This window comes from Acinetobacter lwoffii, assembly GCF_024129115.1.
GTDB lineage: Bacteria > Pseudomonadota > Gammaproteobacteria > Pseudomonadales > Moraxellaceae > Acinetobacter > Acinetobacter lwoffii_T.
On the sequence record NZ_JAMXXO010000029.1, the window covers coordinates 1 to 21,745 of the forward strand.

Sequence of the window (21,745 nt, forward strand, 5' to 3'; positions counted from 1 at the left end):
CGTTTAAATTCCCCATCATTAAATCGAGTTAAATTTTCATATTTCATGGGGCTAGTATAAACAATTTTTTACTTTCGCAAGAGATCTAATAGTTTATTGTGTAAATATTAGGCAGTTTTTGCCAAAACATATTCTATAGCACGATTTAATATCTGATTTCCTTCAATAAATTTTTGCTTCGTGGTTTTTTTTAATTCAAATAAATTTTGCACATATTTTCCTGAAAATTGTGCAAGCTCTCCTTCATTTTCTAAAAACAATTCGAGTGTTTCTGGGGTAATTTCCGGATGAAACTGGAAGCCCAATACATTTCTACCCAACTGGTACATCTGATTACGACAGGCTTCATTTTCTGCCAGATGGACTGCACCTTTGGGCAATTCAAATGTTTCATTGTGCCATTGCAGAATATTAAACTGCTCCGGCAGGCTAAAACACGTCTCTGGTAGATTCGCCACTCTGTGCACCGTGGTCCACCCCAATTCTTGTTCTGGATTGCGACTAACACCTGCACCCAAAGCATTTGCAATCAACTGCCCACCCAGACACAGGCCAATTGCCGGTTTACCATGCGAAAGATAGCGACGCAACCAGCGTTTTTCTATTTTTAACCAAGGGAAATTCGCTTCATCATTCACACTCATGGTACCACCCATAATGATCAGCAAATCCACCTCTTCCACTGCAGGCAGCGCCTCGATCTCCAAAGGTCGATCGACGGGTAAAGCAAAAAATTCAGTCGCTGTAATGTGCGCCTGATGCTGCTTTAAAAATTCATAACAACTACCAAAACCTTCACCAGCAATATGCTGAAAATAATGCACTTTTAAATGCGATTTCATGCTCCTCAACCTATTTTTTTTAGCTATATAGATTTAGGTTCTGCAAAAATGAAGCCAACTTTTTATAAGACTTGTTGTTTTTAAACAATTCACAACGTAACTGGCAGTGAGTCACAGATTCTCTTAAGCTAGAGTAATATTTGATTACATTTGAGCGCATTCACGTGAAACAAGACCCTCAAACTCGCCTGATTCATGCACCACGAAAGGCTCCTCAAGCGATTTCCACCATTCAGCCTCCCCTCTATCGTGCATCGACGATTATCTTTAACAATACCGATGCCCTGTTTAATCGCCATTGGACCGATGACTATGACTATAGTTATGGCACGCATGGCACGCCTACGACCTTTACGCTGGGCGATAACATCGCACAGCTCGAAGGTGGTTTATATCACCTGCTCGCACCGAGTGGTTTATCCGCGATTAATCTCGTGAATTCTTGCTTTTTAAGCCAAGGAGATGAGGTTTGGGTGGCTGACAATATCTATGGTCCAAACATGGAACATTTACGCAATCTGGAAAAGCGTTATGGAATTACGGTTAAGGTCTACAATCCCATAGAGCTTGATACATTTCAGCCTACAGATAAAGCCAAACTGGTCTGGCTCGAGGCTGCTGGCTCAGTCACCTTGGAATTTCCGGATCTGGCTGGTTTAGTGAAAAAAGCTCAGGCACACAATATTCTTACTGCGCTGGATAATACCTGGGGCGCAGGTCTGGCTTTTGATGCCTTTGATTTTAGTGAAGAGCATTTAAGTGTAGATATGACAGTACATGCACTGACCAAATATCCAAGCGGCGGTGGTGATATCCTGATGGGCTCAGTGGTTACGCGAGATAAGACCCTGCATCACAAACTGTTCCGTGCGCATGCCATTCAGGGCATTAGTGTTTCTGGTGATGATGTGGCACAGATACAACGTAGTCTGGCTTCGATGCAACTGCGATATCAACATCAATCCAACAGTGCGCTTACATTAATGACATGGCTTAAACAGCAAACCGAGTTTGTGCAAGTACTTCATCCTTCAGATCCGGACAGTGCAGGCCATCAGTACTGGAAAGAAATTTGCAAGCAAGGTGATAGTGCCGGCCTGGTCAGCGTGATCTTTGACAGCACATACGTAATGCAGGATATCCGGAATTTCTGTGATAGCTTAAAACTGTTTAAGCTTGGCTTTAGTTGGGGTGGCCCTGTCAGTCTGGTCATGCTATATAACTTAAAAGACATGCGTGTGCTGGAACATTCACACTTAAAAGACGGCTTGCTGGTTCGTTTCTGTATTGGACTGGAATATCCGGAAGATTTGATTCAAGATATTCAGCATGCACTAGAACAAATGAAAAAACTTAAAAACGAATAATAAATAACAGGAAAAGCTATGGGTAGACCAATTGTTATTGCTAAAAAAACTGCGGATACCACACAGGATATTGTGCTGCATTCCCAACTTGCCAATCGACATGGCTTGATTGCAGGTGCCACTGGTACCGGAAAGACTGTGACTTTAAAAGTATTGGCGGAGAGCTTTTCTCGAATTGGTGTACCTGTATTCCTCGCCGATGCCAAAGGCGATGTGTCCAGCCTGGCCAAAGCAGGTGAAAGCAGCCCCAAGTTTGATGAACGGATTAAAAGTCTCAATATCGAGTCCATTCCTTTTGCAGCCTCACCAGTGGTGTTTTGGGATTTATTTGGCGAACAGGGTCATCCGATTCGCACTACCATTTCTGAAATTGGCCCGCTGCTGCTGGCGCAAATACTGAATCTGAATGACACCCAGGAAGGCGTTTTATCTGCCGTGTTTCGGATTGCCGACGATCAGGGTTTATTGCTGATCGACTTTAAAGATCTGAAAGCGATGCTGAGTTATGTCTCTGAGCATGCGGCTGACTTTAAAGCTGAATATGGCAATCTTTCACCCGCCAGTCTCGGTGCGATTCAACGTAATTTGTTAGCACTGGCTGACCAAGGCGGTGACCAGTTTTTTGGCGAGCCGGCGCTGGATCTGATGGACTTTTTGCAGACGGATAGTCAAGGACGTGGCAATATCAATTTGTTGGCGGCTGACAAGCTGATGAATACGCCTAAGCTATATGCCACGTTCTTACTCTGGATGCTCTCCGAGCTGTTTGAACAGCTTCCCGAAGTCGGCGATCTGGACAAACCTAAACTGGTGTTTTTCTTTGATGAAGCCCATCTCTTATTTGATAATGCCAGCCCTGCCCTGCAAGAAAAAATTGAGCAGGTGGTGCGTCTAATTCGCTCGAAAGGTGTAGGGATTTATTTTGTCACGCAAAATCCGTTGGACTTACCTGAAAGTGTCTTAGGCCAGCTCGGCAATCGGGTTCAACATGCTTTGCGGGCTTTCACTCCCAAAGATCAAAAAGCAGTGAAAACCGCAGCAGAGACTTTCCGAGCCAATCCTGAATTTAAAGTCGATCAGGTGATTACCGAACTTGCTGTCGGTGAAGCCCTAATTAGCTGCCTGGATGAAAAAGGCATTCCGCAAATAGTAGAGCGTGGCTGGGTCATGCCGCCGCATTCATCCTTTACACCGATCTCGCTTGAAGAACGCAAGGCTCTCATGCAGCAAAGTATTGTCGCCGGTATTTATGAGCAGCCAGTCGATCGGGATAGCGCCCATGAAATGCTGCAAAACAAGGTCGCAGAACGCCAGCAACAGGCTCAGGCCGCCGAACTTGCCAAACAGCAAAGCAAGGAACAGGAAGCTCTTGCCAAGCAGCAAATTAAAGAACAGGAACGTCTGGCACGAGAACAGCAAAAAGAAGCTGAACGCGCAGCCAAGCAACGAGAAAAACTGACTCAGGATATTGTCGGCACCTTTGCCAAAAGTGCTGCCCGTAGCCTGGGCGGGAGTACTGGGCAGAAAATTGTGCGCGGCTTACTGGGTTCGCTGTTTGGCCGCAAATAATCCCCCTCCTTTTCCGATCATCATCACACTTTTTATGGGATATTCTTATATCCCATAATTTTTTTATGGTTTTATGACTATGCGCTATTGTAAAGCTATTTTAAAAGATGTAATTTAAATACATCTTTTAAAAAACATCTGTAGATAGCTCTCATGACTCCACAACATATTGAACTTGTACAAGCGACTGTTCCTGTTTTACGTGAAAACGGCGTAGCACTTACTACGTATTTCTATAACCGCATGCTGAACAACCATCCAGAGTTGAAAAACACCTTCAACATGGATCATCAAAGTACTGGCCGTCAACCACGTGCCTTGGCTGCCGCAGTACTTGCCTATGCTGAAAACATTACCAATCCGGGCGTTTTGGCCAAAGCCATCGAACGCATTACCACTAAACATGTCAGCCTGGATATTCAACCGGATCAATATGCGATTGTCGGTGAGAACCTGTTGCACTCGATCAGCGAAGTTTTAGATGTACCCATGGACTCAGACCTGATTGCAGCCTGGAAAGAAGCGTATATGCAACTGGCAGATATTTTGATTGGTGTGGAAAAATCTAAATATGCCACTCTAGCTTCTGAAAATGGTGGCTGGGCGGGCTGGCGCGAATTTGAAGTAGCAGCAGTCAATGATACCGATGCAGGTAAAATCTTTACACTTAAAGCTAAAGATGGTGCAGCGATTGCAAGTGCTGAAGCGGGTGAACATATTTCAGTACGTGTACAGGTGCCTGAACAGCACATTCGTCAACCACAACAGTTTAGCTTTGATCAGGCTCAAAACGAGCAATATCAAATTACTGTGAAAGCGGAAGAAAATCCAACCGCATTCTCGGTTGCACAGACACTGATCGACCACTACAAAGTTGGTGATGTAGTTGAAGTGTCTGCCCCGCTCAAGCTTTAATTGCAAAAACGGTTTAGACTAGCATCAGATTCTGATTAAAAGCTCCATTCGTGGAGCTTTTAACATTCAATTCTTTCATTTTCTAGCTGTTGACGTTATGCAACTCAATAAATTCACTGACTATGCGCTTCGGATTCTGATGTATGTCGCACAGCCACGTGATCTCCCCTATACCATTGCAGAACTTGCCGAGCGATTACAGGTTTCACAAAATCATGCCATGAAAATCGTGCATTTTATGGCGAAACAGGAGTGGCTGATTACCACACGTGGTAAAGGTGGCGGCATACGTTTAAATCCGGCCAGCCTGAGCCTCCAGCTGGGACAGATTGTGCGGATCCTGCAACGCGACAGCAATGTAGTGGAATGCAATAGCCCACCCTGCGTATTACGTCCGACCTGTGGTTTAAAAGGTATTTTAGATGATGCGGTGGAACAGTTTTATAGCAGTCTGGACCAATATGTGCTTAAAGATGTGATTAGGCCACGAAATGCGCGTTTCAGTACAAATTCTCCGATCGGCCTGATTAATCTTTAAAGTCTTCCGGGTCAGGTCTTGTGACTTATTCTTGCGGCAAAGTTCGCTTGCCTGTGCGACTTCCTTTATAATGTTTCATTGTAGATCATTTATTGAAGTTGAGTTATGCACCACAGCAGAGGAAAATCCAAAAACAGTAAGACAGCCCATGCGCCTAAGCAAAAGATCAGCTACGAGAAAAAAGTTGATTCTGCCATTACTGAATATTCTGTGCGCGCACTCAACTGGCTACGCAAAGCCGAATTTTTAATGAGTGCACCCAAACTCAGTCTTTGTGTAGAAGATACAGGCTATGAAATTGCTTTTGCCGGCCGCTCGAATGCGGGTAAGTCTAGTGCGATTAATGCCCTGACCAACCAGAAACAGTTGGCACGTGCATCGAAAAAACCTGGCCGTACCCAGATGATCAACTTTTTCAGCCTGGGTAATCCGGATCAGCGTCTGGTCGACTTACCCGGTTATGGTTATGCGGCTGTGCCTGAAAAAATGAAACTGGTCTGGCAAAAAGAACTGGAAAATTACCTGATTCACCGTCAAAGCTTGCAAGGCCTGGTATTGTTGATGGATATCCGTCATCCCCTGCAACACTTTGATGTAATGATGCTGGAATGGGCTTATTCCCGCCAGTTGTTCGTGCATGTGTTATTGACCAAATCTGACAAACTAAACCGTGGTCCTGCATCCAAAGCCTTGCAGGAAGTCAAAGCGGCATTGAAAAAGATGAAGCTGGATTTCTCGATTCAACTGTTTTCCTCCATGAACAAACAAGGTTTAGAAGAACTGGCCAGCGTCATGGGTGGCCGTTTGAACTTTACCTTAGATCAAGCATCTGAATATGATCTGGACAGCATTCCGGAAGCATCAGCGCATGATTTGAATGAATCTGATGAACCGCTTGAAGAGCTCGAGCTTAGTGAAGCTGATTCTGAGCATGCTGAAGTATCGACTCATGATTTAAATGAAGCTGAAGAACCGCTGGAATTGCTTGAGCAGGATCAATCCGAGCTTAAAGCGGCAGATGAGCTAAATCAGAATAAGCGTTCAGCGGATTAAGACCATATCACCTAAATGATCTGTGATCATTCTTGATTTATTAAAACTCAACGTACAAATAAAAAAGCAGGTCAAATACCTGCTTTTTTTTTATTTTTTTAAATGTTTTAGCTATCTGTAGCTTGAAGATCGGGTTCACGCGTATGCCGGTCCACCACCACGCTGATCATCATATCTCCCTGAACATTCACCACTGTACGTACGGTATCCAGTAAACGGTCGATCGGCAACAGAATGGCAATTGCCTCGGCAGGCAAACCTACCGATTGCAAGACCATAATCATAGTCACCATACCGGCACTCGGAATCCCCGGTGCACCTAAGGATGCAATCATCGCAGTCGCGCAGACCACCAGTTGCTGCCCCAGACTCAGATCCAGCCCCATTAAATTGGCAATAAACAGAGCTGCAGCTGCTTCATACAGCGCCGTACCATCCATATTTAACTGGGTCCCAAGTGGAATTACAAAGCCTGCGGTATGTGGGCGTACCCCTAAATTTTCCTGTGCGCATTTCATCGACAGGGGCATGGTGGCCGAACTGGAACTGGTGGCAAAGGCAGTAATCAAGGCAGCACGTGTGCCTTTAAAGAACGTGACCGGATCCATCTTGCCGAAAATCCATAGCAATAAAGGCAAGACCACGATGCCATGAAAAATCGTCGTACCGGTGACTACCGCAGCGAATTCAGCCAGACGACTAAGAACCGAAACATCTTCAGTGGCAATTAATTTGGCCAATAAGGCAAAAATACCGAGTGGTGCCAGTTTCATTACCCAGCCAATCATCAACATCATGATTTCGAAAAACTGGTGACTCAGCTTGCGCACGGTACGAAATTTATCTCCTCCCGCAACCAGTGCCACACCAACAAATAGCGCAAAGACTACCACCGCCAAGACATTGCCATCCGAAAATGCTTTAAAGGGATTGATCAAGGTATTTTGAATAAAGTTGGTAAAGAAAGAAGAAGGCGTCAGCGTATCCGGTGTTTGATGTTGTGCCATGGCATTCTGGAACATCAGCACATCCACACCCTTACCGACATCAAACAGATGCGCACACGCCAGACCTAAAATAAGTGCCAAGGTAGTGGTGGTCACACAGCACATCAGGGTAATTTTCCAGGTGCGGCTTAGCTGCCCACCCGCCTGCAGATTGGATACGCCGACCACGATCGAGCTAAAAATCAGCGGCACTAACAGCATTTTTAACAAGCCAATAAAAATACTGCTGACGATGCCGATGCCATATAAGCTGATATCAAAAAATGAGGTCTGCGGAAATATCGTCAATAGAAATCCAAACAGCACCCCCAATACGGCGGCAATTAAAATTTGCGTATTTAAGCTCATCTTTTCATGCATTTTTAATATTGATCTTAAGCCGCACTATGCCATGCAGTGTCTATAGAATCGAGTAATATTTTATAAACGCATGGTTGAAGCATGGCATCAAATGGCCTTTTTCATCCGGCTTAAAAACAAAAAACCCAATCTAGGATTCGGCTTTTTGACAGACTACAAACTTATTGTGTTTCGATTTCACGTAAGCGGATCAGACCTTCCTGAGAGGTACTGCAGACCAGCTCTCCGTTCTGCCACATCCGGCCAAAATTCAGGCCGCGCGAACTGGCGCTCTGGGTGGCATCCATATCGTAAAGCATCCATTCATCCGCACGGAATGGTTTATGGAAGTACATGGCATGGTCAATACTGGCACATTGTAAGCTTGGCGAAATATAACTCAGACCATGTGGACGAAGCGCCGTGGTCATCAAGGTAAAATCAGAATAGAAAGCAGCAATAGCCTGATGCAAGGAGATCTGATCGACTTCTGCAGCAATACGGTCATGCGTACGGATATAGTGCGCATAAGACGGTGCTTCAGGTTGAGGCTGGAATGGATTTTGCGGATTGACCGGACGAATTTCCACATGACGATCACGAGTGAAAGATGCACGGACATTTTCCGGAATAAACTCAATAATCTGTTTGATCAGTTCCGCTTCATTTTTCAGGCTTTCTGCCGGTGGATATTCAGGCTCTGAAATCTGGTAATTTAGCCCTTCTTCCTGATGCGCGAAAGACACCATACACATGAAAATGGTACGGCCATGCTGAATAGCGCGCACCTGACGGCTGACAAAGCTCTTGCCGTCACGGATACGATCCACTTCATAAATAATCGGTGCATTGACATCCCCGCCAAACAGAAAATAGGCATGTAATGAATGTGCTGGACAGTCTGTAGTATAAGACGCGGCGCGTAGCGCCTGCCCTAAAACCTGCCCACCGAACACGCGCTTGCCCACCAGATTCCGGCTGATTCCCCGGAAAATGTTTTCTTCTAACTTTTCTAAGCTGAGCAGCTCGACCAGTTCCTGTGTTAAGGCATTCATAAGCAACCTATCTAATATTGGAGATATCTCAAAATGGAAAAAAGGATTTAAATAATTGATCTGGAATATTCTGCCACAAAATCAGAGCGAAACTCTAAAGTTTGCATGACTGTTCTGTCATACTGATGTCATAAGTGACTAGGAAAAGCATCTGCTTTCACGCTAAAATTGAAGCACTTCTGTTGAAGTTGTTAAAAAAAGATATATTTTTTCATCTTAAAAACCCGCAAAATAAATCCCCTCAGAAGTCCTGTGGTTTTGGTCAGTAAAATTAGGAGCAGCTATGTCCAAGAATGGCTTTGGTCAAATGTATCGCAAGCTTTCAAGTAAGTTACTTGATCTTGTGGTTACCCCTCATGTTCTTGGGGAAGTACCAAGTGAAGTGACAGCACCTGAATCTGATCAGACTGCAGCAGAATCGCAGAAACTGGTCTGCTACGTTTTACAGAACCATTCTCGTAGTAATGCACTGGTTGTCGATGCAGAAACGCGCCGCTTAAAATTGCCGGCTGCACTTGATCCAATGCAACTGGGTAACAATAAAGAAAAAGCATCAGTACTGTTTTTGCAGCATCATGATGAAAATAATTTGCTCAGCTCACCACCGCATGCTTTCCCGCCGCGCTTATTACGCCTAATTGAAATTCTGGAACAGCATCCTGAGCTGGATGTCGAACTGGTACCGGTAACAGTACTTTGGGGACGCGAACCCGAGAAAGAAGATTCTTGGTTTAAACTGCTATTTACCGATACCTGGTCTACACCAAGCCGGGTCAAGCAACTGGTCAATATCGGCCTGCATGGTCGCCAGTCTTATTTAGAGTTCCATGAACCGCAGTCTTTACGCACCTTGATTAACTTTGCTAAAGAGACGCATCCAAATTCAGCGCCGGCGACTTATATTGTCAGCACTTTAAATGATTATCTGGATGGTCAGCGCGAAGTGATTCTTGGACCGGATCTGTCTGACCGTCGCAATGTCATGCACGGTCTGATCAAATCACCCGATGTACAGGCAGCGATTCGCAATGACAGTATTCGTAGCAAAATCTCGATGCTGGAATCTGAACGTCGTGCCATCGGTTATCTGAACGAAATCGTTTCCGATTATTCTCATTCTACTGTACGTTTTGCCGATAAAGCGCTGACCCGCTTATGGACCCAGCTTTATGACGGCGTAGAAGTCCATAATTTCAGTACCGTGCGTGAATTGGCCAAGGATTATGAAATTGTCTATACCCCATGTCACCGCAGTCACATTGACTATTTATTATTGTCTTATGTGATCTATCGCCGTGGCTTGATGGTGCCGTATATTGCTGCGGGCGATAACCTCAATATGCCTTTTGTCGGTCAGATTTTACGTGGTGGTGGCGCTTTCTTTATTCGCCGTACTTTCCGCGGCAACGCGCTCTATACTACGGTGTTTAAAGAATATCTGTATAGCGTCCTGTCACGTAATACCCCGCTAGAATATTTTATTGAAGGTGGCCGTTCACGTACCGGTCGTTTGCTACCGCCAAAAACCGGGATGCTGGCAATGACCGTGCATGGTCATTTACGTGGCAAGTCCAAACCGATTGTATTTGTACCGACCTATATCGGCTATGAACGCCTAATGGAAGGTGGTACCTATGTCGGTGAGATGAGTGGTAAGCCAAAAGAAGCCGAGTCTATTTTTGGTATTTTGAAAACCCTGCGCAAGATTGAACGTATTTTTGGCAAGGTGCACCTGAACTTTGGTAAACCGGTATTTCTGGATGATATCCTGAAACAGCATGGTGCAGAAAATATCAAGATCGAAAAGAACGATGATCCGGTTCCACAAGCGGTTTCTGACGCGGTGAATAGCTCTGCACAGGCTATTCTGGAAAATATTAACAGTGCAGTCGTGATCAATCCGGTATCGTTATTATCTTTAATCTTGCTGGCCACGCCAAAACATACGCTGGATGAAGAAATCTGTATCAAACAGCTGGATACCTATCGCACCTTGCTCACCGCCCTGCCTTATGATGAACGCATGCAGGTTACACCGCTGTCAGGCAAAGAAATAATTGCCTATGCAATGAAGCTGAAACTGATCAAACGGGTGAAGCATGTACTGGGAGATATTATTGCGATTGAGGATAATCAGGCGGTTCTGCTAACTTACTTCCGTAATAATATTGTGCATACTTTTATATTGCCATCCCTGATTGCAGCCCTGACTGAACATAACGGCACCATCCGCCGTCATGATGTGATCAATATCAGCAGCACCCTATATCCGTTCCTCAAAGCTGAGCTATTTTTAAAATGGCATGAAGATGAGATTCAAAATCAGGTCAATGCCCATATTGATAGCTTAATTGCCTTGAAACTGATCACGCAAGATGGCGAAAACCTGATTGCACCTGCACCGAATACGGAAGCGCATCATCAGCTCGAAGTTCTGGCTGCACCCGTGACTCAAAGTCTGGAACGTTATTACATGACTTTGGCACTGATTACCCAACGTGGTTCTGGCAATATCTCGACCCGTCAGGTCGAAGAGCTCAGTTACCTGGTTGGTCAACGCCTGTCTGTGCTATATGAGTTCAACTCACCTGAGTTCTTCGACAAAGCCCTGTTCCAGAGCTTTATTAAAGTCTTAACCCAAAAAGGTTATCTGTGTACCAATGAAGACAATGCGATTGTCTTTGATGAACAGCTGACCAATGTGGCGCAATATGCAGATTTGGTATTGGATGAAGTGAAGTTGCAGATGTTGCACCACATCACCGACTTTACGGATGAAGAACTGAAAGAAGCTTTGGATGCAGTTGCGGCTGAACAAGCCAAGAAACGCGCGAAGCGGAAAAAGAAGTAAGTTTAAATTAAATAAAAAGAGAGGCTAAGGCCTCTCTTTTTATTTTAGAATTTATAAGAAGTGAAAATTGGAAAGCTAATGCCATTATTTAAATATGAGTATTCCCTCTCCTGAGCGAGTTTTAAAGCACGGCTTTTAAAACGAAGTGCAAGTGAGGATAGGGAGAGGTCTTTTAAATAAAATCCTCCCCTAACCCCTCCTTTGAAAAGGAGGGGGATTCCTCCCTTTAAAAAGGGAGGCTAGGAGGGATTATTTTTCCTCATCAACCCCAAATAATCCTCATAACAATCTGGATGCTCTAACTCAAATCCCATTTTTTGCATTCGGGTCGCATAAAGCTTCTTACCTGTCACCTGCTCACTTTCTACTTTAAGCAAAGGAAGCCCCATCTGCTTTTGGAACCATTGCAATATTTCATGCATTAATTTTGGATCGTTGTTTGTCACAATATAAGAATTTTCAGGATGTTCCACGTGAATCATCTGTGATAAGAAACGTGATAAATCTTCAATGTGAATCCGGTTGGACCAGTGCAGATTCGGATATCTCAACATCGAGGCGGCCATTTTTTGTAGGCGTTCTACCGATGCTCCATAAATCCCACTTGGACGAATGATGGTACATTTCTCAGGATAAGCAGTGAAATAAGCCTGCTCCATCTGCTGCAAGATTTTGCTCTGAGCATCATTCGGGTGAATTTCAGTTTCGTCATCTACGATTTCACCGGAATTTTGCCCATACACTCGTGTCGATGACACCACCACAATCCGTTTCACCGGATGCTGTTTCAAGGCAGAGACAATAGGTTGAACCGAATCCAGATAAGTTTGCTGATAGCCTTCAACCGTACTTTGTTTTGGACTAAGTAATACATAGACCCAGTCAATCGGTGTAACTGCTGTTAAATCCAGTTTATGCACATCCTGAATCAGATGAGTTGCGAATGAATCTGTTTTGGGACTCTGGCTAATTGTGCTAATTTGATGACCTTGCTCAAATAGTTGTTTAGCCACACGTCGGGATGTTTTACCATAACCGGTAAATAAAATATGCATTGAGCACCGAATCACAAATCTGGTTGAGGGGACATGGCTGCAGTCCATCAGTTACAAGGCGTTGGCAATGCCGCCGCTTCATTACTCGAAAAACTAAATATCTTCAATACTGATGATTTGCTTTTTCATCTACCACGTGACTATGAAGACCGTAGCACGATCATTCCCATGAATCAATTGAGCGTGGGACGCAGTTATCTGCTGGAAGGGATCGTTAAAGGTGTAGATTTTCCACCCGGTAAACGCAAATCTATGGCTGTGCTGCTGGATGATGATTTTGGCAAGGTTACTTTACGTTTTTATCATATCTATAAAGGTATTACTGACCGCTGCAAACTGGGTAACCGTTTAAGAATTTTTGGTGAAGTGCGGGTCGGTGCGCGCGGTCTGGAAATGTATCATCCCGAACTGCAAGTCATTACTGAGGACACACCTTTACCTCAAACCCAGCTCACGGCGATTTACCCTGCGACTGAAGGCCTGACCCAACCCAAAATACGGGATTATATTCAGCAGGCCTTGGCTCAATACAGCGACCATCTGCCTGAACTACTGCCAGCAAAATTTAGCAATGGTTATGCACTGAAACAGGCACTGGAATATATCCATCACCCGCCAGTCAATGCCAATATGCTGCAACTAGCACAAGGCTCACATCCTGCACAGCAGCGCCTGATCTTTGAAGAACTGGTAGCGCATCAGATCAGTTTATTGACACGTCGGGCCTTTATTCAGCAAGTCGAAGCGCCTTCATTTGCGCCCAGTAAAACCTATGCCAAACAGCTCTTAGCCAGTCTGGCTTTTGAAATGACCGGTGCGCAAAAACGTGTATCCAGAGAAATCGTGCAGGATTTAAAAAGCAATAAACCGATGTTGCGTCTGGTGCAAGGCGATGTCGGCGCGGGTAAAACCCTGGTGGCTGGTGTCGCAGCTTGCCATGCACTGGAAGAAGGCTGGCAAGTTGCATTGATGGCACCGACCGAGATTCTGGCCGAGCAGCATTATCTGAATTTTAAACGCTGGTTTGAGCCTTTGGGCTTAAATGTGGCCTGGCTTTCCGGCAAGCAAAAAGGTAAAGCTCGCGCCGCAGCGGAACAGGTGATTCGGGATGGCAGCGCCCATCTGGTGATCGGAACGCATGCCCTGTTTCAGGAAAATGTCGAGTTTGCCAAACTGGGTCTGGTGATTATTGATGAACAGCACCGCTTTGGTGTGGATCAGCGCCTTGCACTCAGAAATAAAGGGCTAGATGGTATGTCTCCGCATCAACTGGTGATGACTGCGACTCCGATTCCACGCACACTGGCCATGTCTGCCTATGGTGATCTGGATACCTCAGTGATTGACGAGCTGCCGCCGGGCCGTACCCCGATTCAGACCGTGACCATTCCATTAGACCGGCGCGAAGAAGTCTTGCAACGGATTGCCAGCAACTGTGCCGAAGGCAAGCAGGCCTACTGGGTCTGCACCCTGGTAGAGCAATCCGAAACCCTAGATGCTCAAGCTGCCGAAGCGACTTTTACCGAAATTCGCGAGCGCTTTCCTGCGTTGAATATCGGACTGGTACATGGCAAGATGAAAGCCGATGAAAAACAGGCGGTAATGCAGCAGTTTAAAAATAATGAATTACAGCTCCTGATTGCCACCACCGTGATCGAAGTCGGCGTCGATGTACCAAATGCCTCCATTATGGTGATTGAAAATGCCGAGCGTCTGGGCCTGTCTCAATTGCATCAGTTACGTGGCCGGGTCGGTCGTGGCGCCAAAGCCAGTTTCTGTGCGCTACTGTATAAACATCCGCTCTCGCAAAATGGTCAGGAACGCTTAAGAATCATGCGCGAAACCAATGATGGTTTCATGATTGCCGAGAAAGACCTGGAATTGCGTGGCCCAGGTGAGCTGCTCGGGACCAAACAGACTGGCGACATGAATTTCCGTGTGGCCAAACTGGAACGTGATGATCACCTGCTCAATCAGGCACATTATGTGGCCCAGCAGATGCTCAAGGATTATCCCGATCAGGCCGAGGCATTATTGCAACGCTGGCTACCGGAAGCACCGCGCTATGCCTATGTTTAAATTACTGGAACATGGAAAATCCTGGCTGACCCGCTTACAGCCCTGCCAGCTCTGTCTGACCGATCATCAGTCCATTCATTCAGTCTGTGAAGATTGCTGGCGACAATTACCCTGGGCACATCAAACCATTCAACGGCAGGAAATGCAGTTCCAGATTGCCTGCGACTATGCTTACCCGATGGACCGGCTGATTCAACTGTTTAAATATGAACAGAAGCTGCATTTGCAAAATTTACTGGCAGGTGTGCTGTTAAGTTTAGACCTACCTAAAGTCAGTGCGATAGTACCGATGCCGATCTCGAATGAGCGTCTGGCTGAGCGCGGTTATAATCAATCTCTAGTGCTGGCCAAACATGTGGCAAAACAGTTGAATGTACCCATCTGGCAACCTGTTCGACGAATGAAACAACACTCGCAAAAGGGCCTAAGCCGGCTGGAGCGGATTGAAGACATCCAATCACAATTCCAGATCAGTACCATTTCCAAGCTGCGTTACCGTCGGGTGCTGATTATTGATGATGTGGTGACGACCGGCAGCTCGATTCGAGCACTGAGCCAAACACTTGAACAACTGGGCTGTCAAAAAGTTTATGCAGCCTGTCTGGCAGGTGCTCAAATCTGAAAATTTAAGCTTGGGCGAGTAACTGCGACTTCACCCAAGGAATCACAATTTCAGTGGTCAAGGGTGCGAGTCGTAGCTCTTTTTCATCCAGATCGACCCATTTCATTTCGGCAATTTCCGCTTCAATTTTTGGTGCTTGATCCAGACTTACCCAATAGACATAACTCACCAGTTGATGATCTGGTTCATTCGCCGTCTTGGTTTCAAAACGCCCAATGAATTGCTGAATCTGTGCCTGTATGCCAATTTCTTCCTGAATTTCACGCAACATCGTTGCTTCTGGTGCTTCATTTGGCTCCAGCTTGCCACCAACCTGCATAAAGCAGGACGTCCCTTTTTTACGAACCACCAGCAGTTGCTGCGCTTCATTTAAAATAATGGCTGCAGCCACCGTAATCACGTTCATTTATTTTCTACAAATCATGCTGTGGACAGCTTATTTTACAAGATCGGTCTGATCGACCATACCCCATTTCGCTTCAGGCGGCTGATAACTTTCAAACTGGCGCAAAATATCATCCAGATTATCACTCACAATTAAAGCATCGCTAAAGCGCGCTTTGGTAAAACCTTTCTCAGTCGTCATATGGATAAATTTGAGTAAATCATCATAGAAACCATCTACATTTAAAAAAGCACAAGGTTTTTTATGAATTCCCAACTGTGCCCAGGTCCATTGTTCAAAAATTTCTTCCAGCGTTCCTGCACCACCCGGAATGGCAATAAATCCCTGTGCCAGTTCCGACATGCGGGTTTTACGTTCGTGCATATTATCGACCACAAATAGCTCGGTAATATGCGGATGCGCCAGTTCACGATTGACCAGCTGTCTTGGAATTACACCAATCACCTTGCCACCAGCAGCCAAAGCACTATCAGCGATAATCCCCATCAAGCCAGAACGACCACCGCCATAGACCAGCGTCTGATGCCTTGCTGCCAAGGTCTGGCCAACCTTTTCGGCGATCTGGGCATAGAGAGGATCCGAGCCCAGTGCTGAACCACAAAAAATTGCGATAGAATTCATCATTTCACTCTCCAATTGACGCTATATTGTACAAAATCGCTGCAAGCGCGTTTTTTCCAAAAATAACTGCTTAATATCAGTGTTTTTATTCAATTCCTTGTCTAAAATACACCCATTCCAATTCACATACTGCGCCAGGGAGAAAAGACAGCATGCTTGAAGCCTTTTACGCCACAGAGCGCGGTAGCTTAGAAGATATCACGATTAACGGTGATTTCGACCTGCATCCAGATTTAGTATGGCTTGATCTGATTGCACCTTCACAAGAAGAGCAGCAATGGATTCTAGATGCCTATGCGCAAAACTTACCGACCTTAAAATCGCTGGAAGATATCTCCTCTAGTGCTCGATTTTACCGTGATGATGACGGTATTTTGCATATCAGCACCTATTTTTTAACCAAAAATAAAAACTATCAGGTCGAGAATGAAAACGAAGATGAATCCAGCATGCTGGCGACGGTACAAACCGTAGCATTCATTCTGCATAAGGACCGTCTTTTTACCTTGCGTGGCGAAAAACTGGTGGCCTTTCGTGCCTTCCGTGCCCGTGCGCGCCGTAATGATTATGAAATCGATTATAAAGATCCAACCTGGATTTTATTGGGCCTGCTCGAAGCCAAACTGGATGAGCTGGCCGATATTCTGGAAGATGTACATAAAGATTTAGAGAAATATTCAACTGAAGTGTTGAATAATCGCCATCGCGAGCAGATTCTCGATCTGGATGACATGATTACCCGTCTGGCTCAACTGGAAGATATGCTCGGTAAAGCGCAGCTCTGTCTGATCGATTTACGTCGTGTTCTGACTTTCCTGTCTCGTCCACGCGCCTTGGGCAGTCATATTTATGATGCGGATATCCGAGAACTCAGTGAAGATGTGCGCTCGCTGGTTGAACATGATGCCTTCCTGTTTCAGAAAGTGCGCTTCCTGCTCGATACCACGTCCGGATTCATTAACACGGAACAGAACGATACGATTCGTCGATTCTCGATCCTGCCAAGTATGCTTGCACCGCCGATGCTGATCGCCAGTATTTATGGCATGAATACCGAAGTTCTGCCTTTTGCACAAGGCACCATGAGCTTCATTATGGTCAGTATCATTTTGATCGGCTTTTTAATTGGGCCATTGATTTACTTTAGATGGAAGAAGTGGATTTAATTTCTTCACCCTCTCTCTAACTCTCTCCCATAAGGAGAGAGGACTTCCAATATTTATTGAGATAGTAGTTTTTAAAAATCATCATTTCTATCCATAAAGTTAGAGAGGAAGTTCCCTCTCCTTTTAGGAGAGGGTTAGGGTGAGGTCATATTTTAATCCTTCCTAACGTCCTTTTGATAAAGGAAGGACTTTACTTTTAAAATGTGTCAACAATAAAAAAAAAAGCACCTTTCAGTGCTTTTTTTATTTACTGAATGATCTGTAAATCATCCTGTAAATGACAGGCCTGAATGATATTCATCATTTTAGCAGGGACAGCTTTAAACTGTAGTCCTTGCGCTTGAGGCGTCTGGCGCAACCAGCGCACCAATACTGCCAAAGCCAAAGTACTACCACTTTCAAGCCCAGCTAGATTAACCACAAGCGGAAACTTGCTCTGTGACTGAACCACACGCATACCATTTAGGTAATAGTCCTGCGCATTGGCATAGTCAATCTTGCCTGAAACCTGCAATTCCTGATCCTTGAATACAATCACGGCTCACCTATCTGATTATTTCTTGTTCTTGTCGATTGCAGCTTCTGCATCCGGTTTGAAGTTAGCAATGGCTTTATCTATATTACCGCCATTACGTTTGACTGTCGCAGCAAACTGGTTACGGAATTGCAAACCTAGATCGATACCCGATACGTTGATGTTGCGGATTTTCCATTGTGAACCTTTGTCCACCAGCTGGAACGCCACTGGAATTTTCTCGCCTTTATTATTAAAGTCGATGGTTACAACAGGATTTTTGCTATTGCTGGCCTTGTACGGACGCACGCTATAGGTCTGATTGCTGAACTTGGAAAATGCAGAACCATAATTTTCAATGAGCGTTTCACGGAAATTCTTTTCAAACTGCGCGCGCTGTGCAGCAGTACTATACTGGTTCGTCGCATAAGTCCCCATCACAATACGCGTGAAAGACTGTGAATCAATGTATGGATCCAGATTCTGGCGGACAATCGCTTTTACCAGCGCTGGATTGTTCTGCAATTTTGCGTTATCAGCTTTGAGGCGCTCAATCAAACCATCTGCCACTTTTTTAATAAAAACAGGTGGTGCTTCAGACGGTGCAGCAAACACTGTACCAGCAATCATTGTTGAAAGAATGCTTGCTGCAAGCGTTTGTTTTACTAAAGTCTTCACTGAAATCTCCTCAATCTATTATTCAACAAATACAGGTTCTGCATCAGTCGATTCTGAAACTGTCGCCTGTTCTGGGGCAGTTTCTTGACTATCCGACGATTTACCGGCACCGCCAGTAATGAACTTCGTCACTAAATCTTCAATTTCCATGGTGCCTTGGGTATTGGCAATCTGATCACCGCGTTTCAAATAGTTCAGACCACCACCTGGAATAATTTTCAGGTATTTTTCACCCAATAAACCATTGGTCGCTACCATAATATAAGCATCCTCATCAATATTGGTGATGGATTTCATGTTAGCTAACAGTTGTTTTTCCATGTCTTTTTGTTGCGCAGGAGTAGCAGCAGTATAGTCCGAACTATAACGTAACTCTTCCAGTGCTTCCTGCTGAACCTGCTTTAACTGTTCAGCATTAAACGAGGTCAATGAGCCATCCAGGGTCATATGCACGGTCGCCAGACGAGTTACAGGGTCCAGGGTAATGTCATCCACCTGCCCCACTTTCACACCACTTAATGCCACTTTGGCACGTGGCTTGATCCCATTTACATTTTCAAAAGTCGCTGTCATTTTATAGCTGTCGGAAATATTGTGTCCGACCAGACCACTGACACGCATTGCTAGGAAAAATAAGGCAATACCAAACAAAATAACAAAAACACCAACGGCCAGCTCACTAGTACGTGATTTCATTAAACACCTCCGAACATGACCGCAGTCAACACAAAGTCAAAGCCTAAAACGCACAGCGAAGAATACACGACTGTACGCGTTGTAGAAGTTGCAATACCTTCCGATGTCGGGACACAGGCATAGCCTTGATACACCGCAATCCAGGTACAAATTAATGCGAATACAAAACTTTTAATAATGGTGCCATTTAAGACATCTTTATAGAATTGCACGCTGCTTTCCATGCCGCTCCAATAAGCGCCTTCATCGGCACCCAGAAAATCCACCCCGACCATTTTGCCGCCCATAATGCCAACTGCAGCAAAGATGACGGAAAGCATTGGCAAGCTAAAAATCCCTGCCCAAAGACGAGGCGAAATCACCCGCTTCAATGGATCGACACCGATCATTTCCATACTGGACAATTGTTCAGTGGCTTTCATCAGGCCAATTTCCGCAGTCAAAGCTGAACCGGCACGTCCTGCAAACAGCAAAGCAGCGACCACAGGTGCCAGTTCACGCAGCAAGGTCAGCGCGACCGCTGTTCCCAGCATCGACTCACTACCAAAGGTCGACAAGATGCTAAACATCTGCAAACCAAGCACGGCTCCAATAAACAGGCCAGAAACCACAATAATCAGCAGGGACAATACCCCAACCCGATACATCTGATAAACAAACAGCTTTACTCCAAGCCAGGTCGGCATGGAAAATAAAATCTGCAACAGCATCAGGGTCGCGACCCCAATCCCCTGTACACGTTCAATAACGCGTCTACCTAATGCGGCAATTGCATTCATGAACGAACCTCATCACTTAAATAAGCTTGATGACTAAACTGATAATCCACCGGACCTTCTACCGAACCGGTCAGGAATTGCTGTACAAAAGCAGATGGATGTGCTTTTAGTTCTGCCGGTGTGCCCTCGCCCTGAATTTTGCCTTCTGCCACCACATAGATGTAGTCTGCAATCGATAAAGTTTCTGCAACATCATGTGAAACAATAATCGTGGTCAAGTCCAGTGCTTCACGTAATGAACGGATCAGACGAGTCAAAACGCCCATCACAATCGGATCTTGTCCGGCAAAGGGTTCATCGTACATGATCAGCTCAGGATCCAGCGCAATCGCGCGGGCCAAAGCCACGCGTCGGTTCATACCACCGGATAGTTCAGATGGCATCATCTGTTCTGCACCACGTAAACCGACTGATTCCAGTTTCAGTGCCACGATTTCCTTAATCAGATGTTCTGGCAATTTGGTATGTGCCCGAATCGGAAATGCGACATTTTCATACACGCTCATATCGGTAAACAAAGCACCGCTCTGAAACAACATACCCATCCGTGCACGTGCTGAAAAAAGTTCGGAACGTGACATCGTGGCAATATCTTTACCGTCCAATAAAACCTGACCGTGCTCAGGAACCAGCTGCCCACCAATCAATCTTAATAAGGTGGTTTTACCAGTACCGGATGGCCCCATAATGGCGGTAATCTGCCCACGACGAATATTTAAACTCACGTCGTCATAAATCACGCGCTCACCCCGCTTGAAGCTCAGATTCTTGACTTCAATCAGAGATTGAGTATCTCGCGCTGTTTGATTTTTCATAGCTGAGTTTATTCCTGCATTTTTTCAGCATGCATACTATAAAGGAACGAAGTTCAAAATGTTAGCAGTTGAAAAAGATGGTCTAATATCATAAAAAAATAACAACAATAGATTATTTCGAATTTTTTATAATAAAAATATGCACTTAAGCTTGATTTAGGTACATTGATTAATTAAAAAAACTGTATAGATAATATTACATAAAATCAAAGTCAATGCGATATATGGCATATACACCTCTATCAATTGAGATCGAAGAGCTAAGCTTTTCATATTAATAATTATCATAACCCTGACAAAACATGATTTAGTAGACATTTTAGGTTAAAAAGCAAAAAACTCAATGCATAAAAAAACCGGTATTTCTACCGGTTTTTTATCTTCATCTAGCGACTGAATTAGTCGTTAAATTTACGACGTGGACGATCTTCACCACCGAACGAACGTTCACCACGTGGCTTGTCATCAAAGTTGCGACGTACTGGACGATCACCGAAATCACGCTTTGGACGGTTATCACCGAATGAACGCGCTGGACGATCACCGAAACCACCTTCACGACGTGGAGCTGGACGATCACCAAAATCACGTTTTGGACGATCACCATAACCACCTTCACGAGCTGGTTTGTAGTCTACACGGTTGCCACGGTTGTCATCATTAGAGCGAGGACGGTCACCAAAACCACCTTCACGACGTGGAGCTGGACGATCACCGAAGTCACGCTTTGGACGGTCATCAAACGAACGTTGTGGACGATCACCGAAACCGCCTTCAC

The 21,745-nt window shown here is 45.0% G+C and carries 19 protein-coding genes and 2 pseudogenes; 9 read left to right on the forward strand and 12 right to left on the reverse strand.

Going from position 1 to position 21,745, the window contains the following annotated elements:
• Nucleotides 1-107: 107 nt before the first annotated feature.
• Complete coding sequence (locus NI470_RS14545) at nt 108-842, reverse strand: type 1 glutamine amidotransferase (protein ID WP_148335048.1); 735 nt, start codon at nt 840-842, stop codon at nt 108-110.
• Between the two features lie 164 nt (nt 843-1,006).
• Here NI470_RS14545 and NI470_RS14550 point away from each other — a divergent pair, with 164 nt between their 5' ends.
• From NI470_RS14550 to yihA, 5 genes and pseudogenes are all read left to right on the forward strand, one after another.
• Nucleotides 1,007-2,209 (forward strand): PLP-dependent transferase, encoded by a 1,203-nt coding sequence (locus tag NI470_RS14550; protein WP_253148835.1) that lies wholly within the window; start codon nt 1,007-1,009, stop codon nt 2,207-2,209.
• 18 nt (nt 2,210-2,227) lie between these two features.
• Complete coding sequence (locus NI470_RS14555) at nt 2,228-3,778, forward strand: helicase HerA-like domain-containing protein (RefSeq protein WP_005249894.1); 1,551 nt, start codon at nt 2,228-2,230, stop codon at nt 3,776-3,778.
• A gap of 153 nt (nt 3,779-3,931) precedes the next feature.
• The gene (locus NI470_RS14560; RefSeq protein ID WP_005101211.1) at nt 3,932-4,693 is read left to right on the forward strand and encodes a globin domain-containing protein; all 762 of its coding nucleotides are present in this window, start codon (nt 3,932-3,934) and stop codon (nt 4,691-4,693) included.
• A 97-nt stretch (nt 4,694-4,790) separates the two neighbouring features.
• Nucleotides 4,791-5,231 (forward strand): RrF2 family transcriptional regulator, encoded by a 441-nt coding sequence (locus NI470_RS14565; RefSeq protein WP_114541567.1) that lies wholly within the window; start codon nt 4,791-4,793, stop codon nt 5,229-5,231.
• Nucleotides 5,232-5,336: 105 nt separating this feature from the next.
• Nucleotides 5,337-6,113: pseudogene (gene yihA / locus NI470_RS14570) on the forward strand (ribosome biogenesis GTP-binding protein YihA/YsxC); the annotation flags it as partial.
• Nucleotides 6,114-6,391: 278 nt separating this feature from the next.
• On the opposite strand, the gene NI470_RS14575 reads toward yihA, so the two are convergent.
• Together NI470_RS14575 and NI470_RS14580 are read right to left on the reverse strand one after the other, a co-directional pair.
• Nucleotides 6,392-7,639, reverse strand: coding sequence for a dicarboxylate/amino acid:cation symporter (locus tag NI470_RS14575; protein WP_253148833.1), 1,248 nt, complete (start codon nt 7,637-7,639; stop codon nt 6,392-6,394).
• Nucleotides 7,640-7,812: 173 nt separating this feature from the next.
• Nucleotides 7,813-8,685, reverse strand: coding sequence for an acyl-CoA thioesterase (locus tag NI470_RS14580; RefSeq protein ID WP_253148831.1), 873 nt, complete (start codon nt 8,683-8,685; stop codon nt 7,813-7,815).
• Nucleotides 8,686-8,968: 283 nt separating this feature from the next.
• Between NI470_RS14580 and plsB the strand changes: the two genes are divergently transcribed.
• On the forward strand, nt 8,969-11,536 hold the full coding sequence (gene plsB / locus NI470_RS14585; protein ID WP_253148829.1) for a glycerol-3-phosphate 1-O-acyltransferase PlsB: 2,568 nt from the start codon (nt 8,969-8,971) through the stop codon (nt 11,534-11,536).
• Between the two features lie 239 nt (nt 11,537-11,775).
• Here the strand turns inward: plsB and NI470_RS14590 are convergent, their stop codons facing one another.
• Entirely contained in the window at nt 11,776-12,591 is an 816-nt protein-coding gene (locus tag NI470_RS14590) for an NAD-dependent epimerase/dehydratase family protein (protein WP_224216262.1), read from the reverse strand.
• Nucleotides 12,592-12,624: 33 nt separating this feature from the next.
• Between NI470_RS14590 and recG the strand changes: the two genes are divergently transcribed.
• Both recG and NI470_RS14600 read left to right on the forward strand, forming a co-directional pair.
• Nucleotides 12,625-14,670, forward strand: a complete 2,046-nt coding sequence (recG, locus tag NI470_RS14595) for an ATP-dependent DNA helicase RecG (protein WP_253148827.1) — start codon at nt 12,625-12,627, stop codon at nt 14,668-14,670.
• Nucleotides 14,657-15,292, forward strand: coding sequence for a ComF family protein (locus tag NI470_RS14600; protein WP_219307389.1), 636 nt, complete (start codon nt 14,657-14,659; stop codon nt 15,290-15,292). Before recG ends, NI470_RS14600 begins: the two co-directional genes overlap by 14 nt.
• 4 nt (nt 15,293-15,296) lie before the next feature.
• Here the strand turns inward: NI470_RS14600 and NI470_RS14605 are convergent, their stop codons facing one another.
• Nucleotides 15,297-15,698: an NUDIX hydrolase gene (locus tag NI470_RS14605; protein WP_253148825.1), complete on the reverse strand. Its 402-nt coding sequence runs from the start codon at nt 15,696-15,698 to the stop codon at nt 15,297-15,299.
• Between the two features lie 30 nt (nt 15,699-15,728).
• Nucleotides 15,729-16,319: an LOG family protein gene (locus NI470_RS14610; RefSeq protein WP_004732303.1), complete on the reverse strand. Its 591-nt coding sequence runs from the start codon at nt 16,317-16,319 to the stop codon at nt 15,729-15,731.
• 152 nt (nt 16,320-16,471) lie between these two features.
• Between NI470_RS14610 and NI470_RS14615 the strand changes: the two genes are divergently transcribed.
• On the forward strand, nt 16,472-17,485 hold the full coding sequence (locus NI470_RS14615; protein WP_005248226.1) for a CorA family divalent cation transporter: 1,014 nt from the start codon (nt 16,472-16,474) through the stop codon (nt 17,483-17,485).
• Between the two features lie 247 nt (nt 17,486-17,732).
• Here NI470_RS14615 and NI470_RS14620 read toward each other — a convergent pair whose 3' ends face one another.
• The 6 genes and pseudogenes from NI470_RS14620 to NI470_RS14645 all read right to left on the reverse strand — a co-directional run.
• The gene (locus tag NI470_RS14620) at nt 17,733-18,023 is read right to left on the reverse strand and encodes an STAS domain-containing protein (protein ID WP_253148823.1); all 291 of its coding nucleotides are present in this window, start codon (nt 18,021-18,023) and stop codon (nt 17,733-17,735) included.
• Between the two features lie 15 nt (nt 18,024-18,038).
• Nucleotides 18,039-18,677 (reverse strand): MlaC/ttg2D family ABC transporter substrate-binding protein, encoded by a 639-nt coding sequence (locus NI470_RS14625; protein WP_174894180.1) that lies wholly within the window; start codon nt 18,675-18,677, stop codon nt 18,039-18,041.
• A gap of 18 nt (nt 18,678-18,695) precedes the next feature.
• A complete protein-coding gene (gene mlaD, locus NI470_RS14630) occupies nt 18,696-19,373 on the reverse strand; it encodes an outer membrane lipid asymmetry maintenance protein MlaD (protein ID WP_253148821.1) in 678 nt (225 codons plus the stop codon).
• Entirely contained in the window at nt 19,373-20,152 is a 780-nt protein-coding gene (gene mlaE, locus NI470_RS14635; RefSeq protein WP_005248230.1) for a lipid asymmetry maintenance ABC transporter permease subunit MlaE, read from the reverse strand. The genes mlaD and mlaE overlap by 1 nt, the downstream gene beginning before the upstream one ends.
• Entirely contained in the window at nt 20,149-20,967 is an 819-nt protein-coding gene (locus NI470_RS14640; RefSeq protein ID WP_004645032.1) for an ABC transporter ATP-binding protein, read from the reverse strand. Before NI470_RS14640 ends, mlaE begins: the two co-directional genes overlap by 4 nt.
• A gap of 398 nt (nt 20,968-21,365) precedes the next feature.
• Nucleotides 21,366-21,745 (reverse strand): annotated as a pseudogene (locus tag NI470_RS14645) (DEAD/DEAH box helicase); the annotation flags it as partial.

Bases quoted from the DNA above. Each gene is read 5' to 3' on its own strand.
- mlaE (WP_005248230.1), bottom strand. From the start codon at position 20,152: ATGAATGCAATTGCCGCATTAGGTAGACGCGTTATTGAACGTGTACAG.
- NI470_RS14545 (WP_148335048.1), bottom strand. From the start codon at position 842: ATGAAATCGCATTTAAAAGTGCATTATTTTCAGCATATTGCTGGTGAA.
- NI470_RS14640 (WP_004645032.1), bottom strand. From the start codon at position 20,967: ATGAAAAATCAAACAGCGCGAGATACTCAATCTCTGATTGAAGTCAAG.
- recG (WP_253148827.1), top strand. From the start codon at position 12,625: ATGGCTGCAGTCCATCAGTTACAAGGCGTTGGCAATGCCGCCGCTTCA.
- NI470_RS14600 (WP_219307389.1), top strand. From the start codon at position 14,657: ATGCCTATGTTTAAATTACTGGAACATGGAAAATCCTGGCTGACCCGC.
- mlaD (WP_253148821.1), bottom strand. From the start codon at position 19,373: ATGAAATCACGTACTAGTGAGCTGGCCGTTGGTGTTTTTGTTATTTTG.
- plsB (WP_253148829.1), top strand. From the start codon at position 8,969: ATGTCCAAGAATGGCTTTGGTCAAATGTATCGCAAGCTTTCAAGTAAG.
- NI470_RS14590 (WP_224216262.1), bottom strand. From the start codon at position 12,591: ATGCATATTTTATTTACCGGTTATGGTAAAACATCCCGACGTGTGGCT.
- NI470_RS14605 (WP_253148825.1), bottom strand. From the start codon at position 15,698: ATGAACGTGATTACGGTGGCTGCAGCCATTATTTTAAATGAAGCGCAG.
- NI470_RS14575 (WP_253148833.1), bottom strand. From the start codon at position 7,639: ATGAGCTTAAATACGCAAATTTTAATTGCCGCCGTATTGGGGGTGCTG.
- NI470_RS14560 (WP_005101211.1), top strand. From the start codon at position 3,932: ATGACTCCACAACATATTGAACTTGTACAAGCGACTGTTCCTGTTTTA.
- NI470_RS14580 (WP_253148831.1), bottom strand. From the start codon at position 8,685: ATGAATGCCTTAACACAGGAACTGGTCGAGCTGCTCAGCTTAGAAAAG.
- NI470_RS14615 (WP_005248226.1), top strand. From the start codon at position 16,472: ATGCTTGAAGCCTTTTACGCCACAGAGCGCGGTAGCTTAGAAGATATC.
- NI470_RS14555 (WP_005249894.1), top strand. From the start codon at position 2,228: ATGGGTAGACCAATTGTTATTGCTAAAAAAACTGCGGATACCACACAG.
- NI470_RS14565 (WP_114541567.1), top strand. From the start codon at position 4,791: ATGCAACTCAATAAATTCACTGACTATGCGCTTCGGATTCTGATGTAT.
- NI470_RS14610 (WP_004732303.1), bottom strand. From the start codon at position 16,319: ATGAATTCTATCGCAATTTTTTGTGGTTCAGCACTGGGCTCGGATCCT.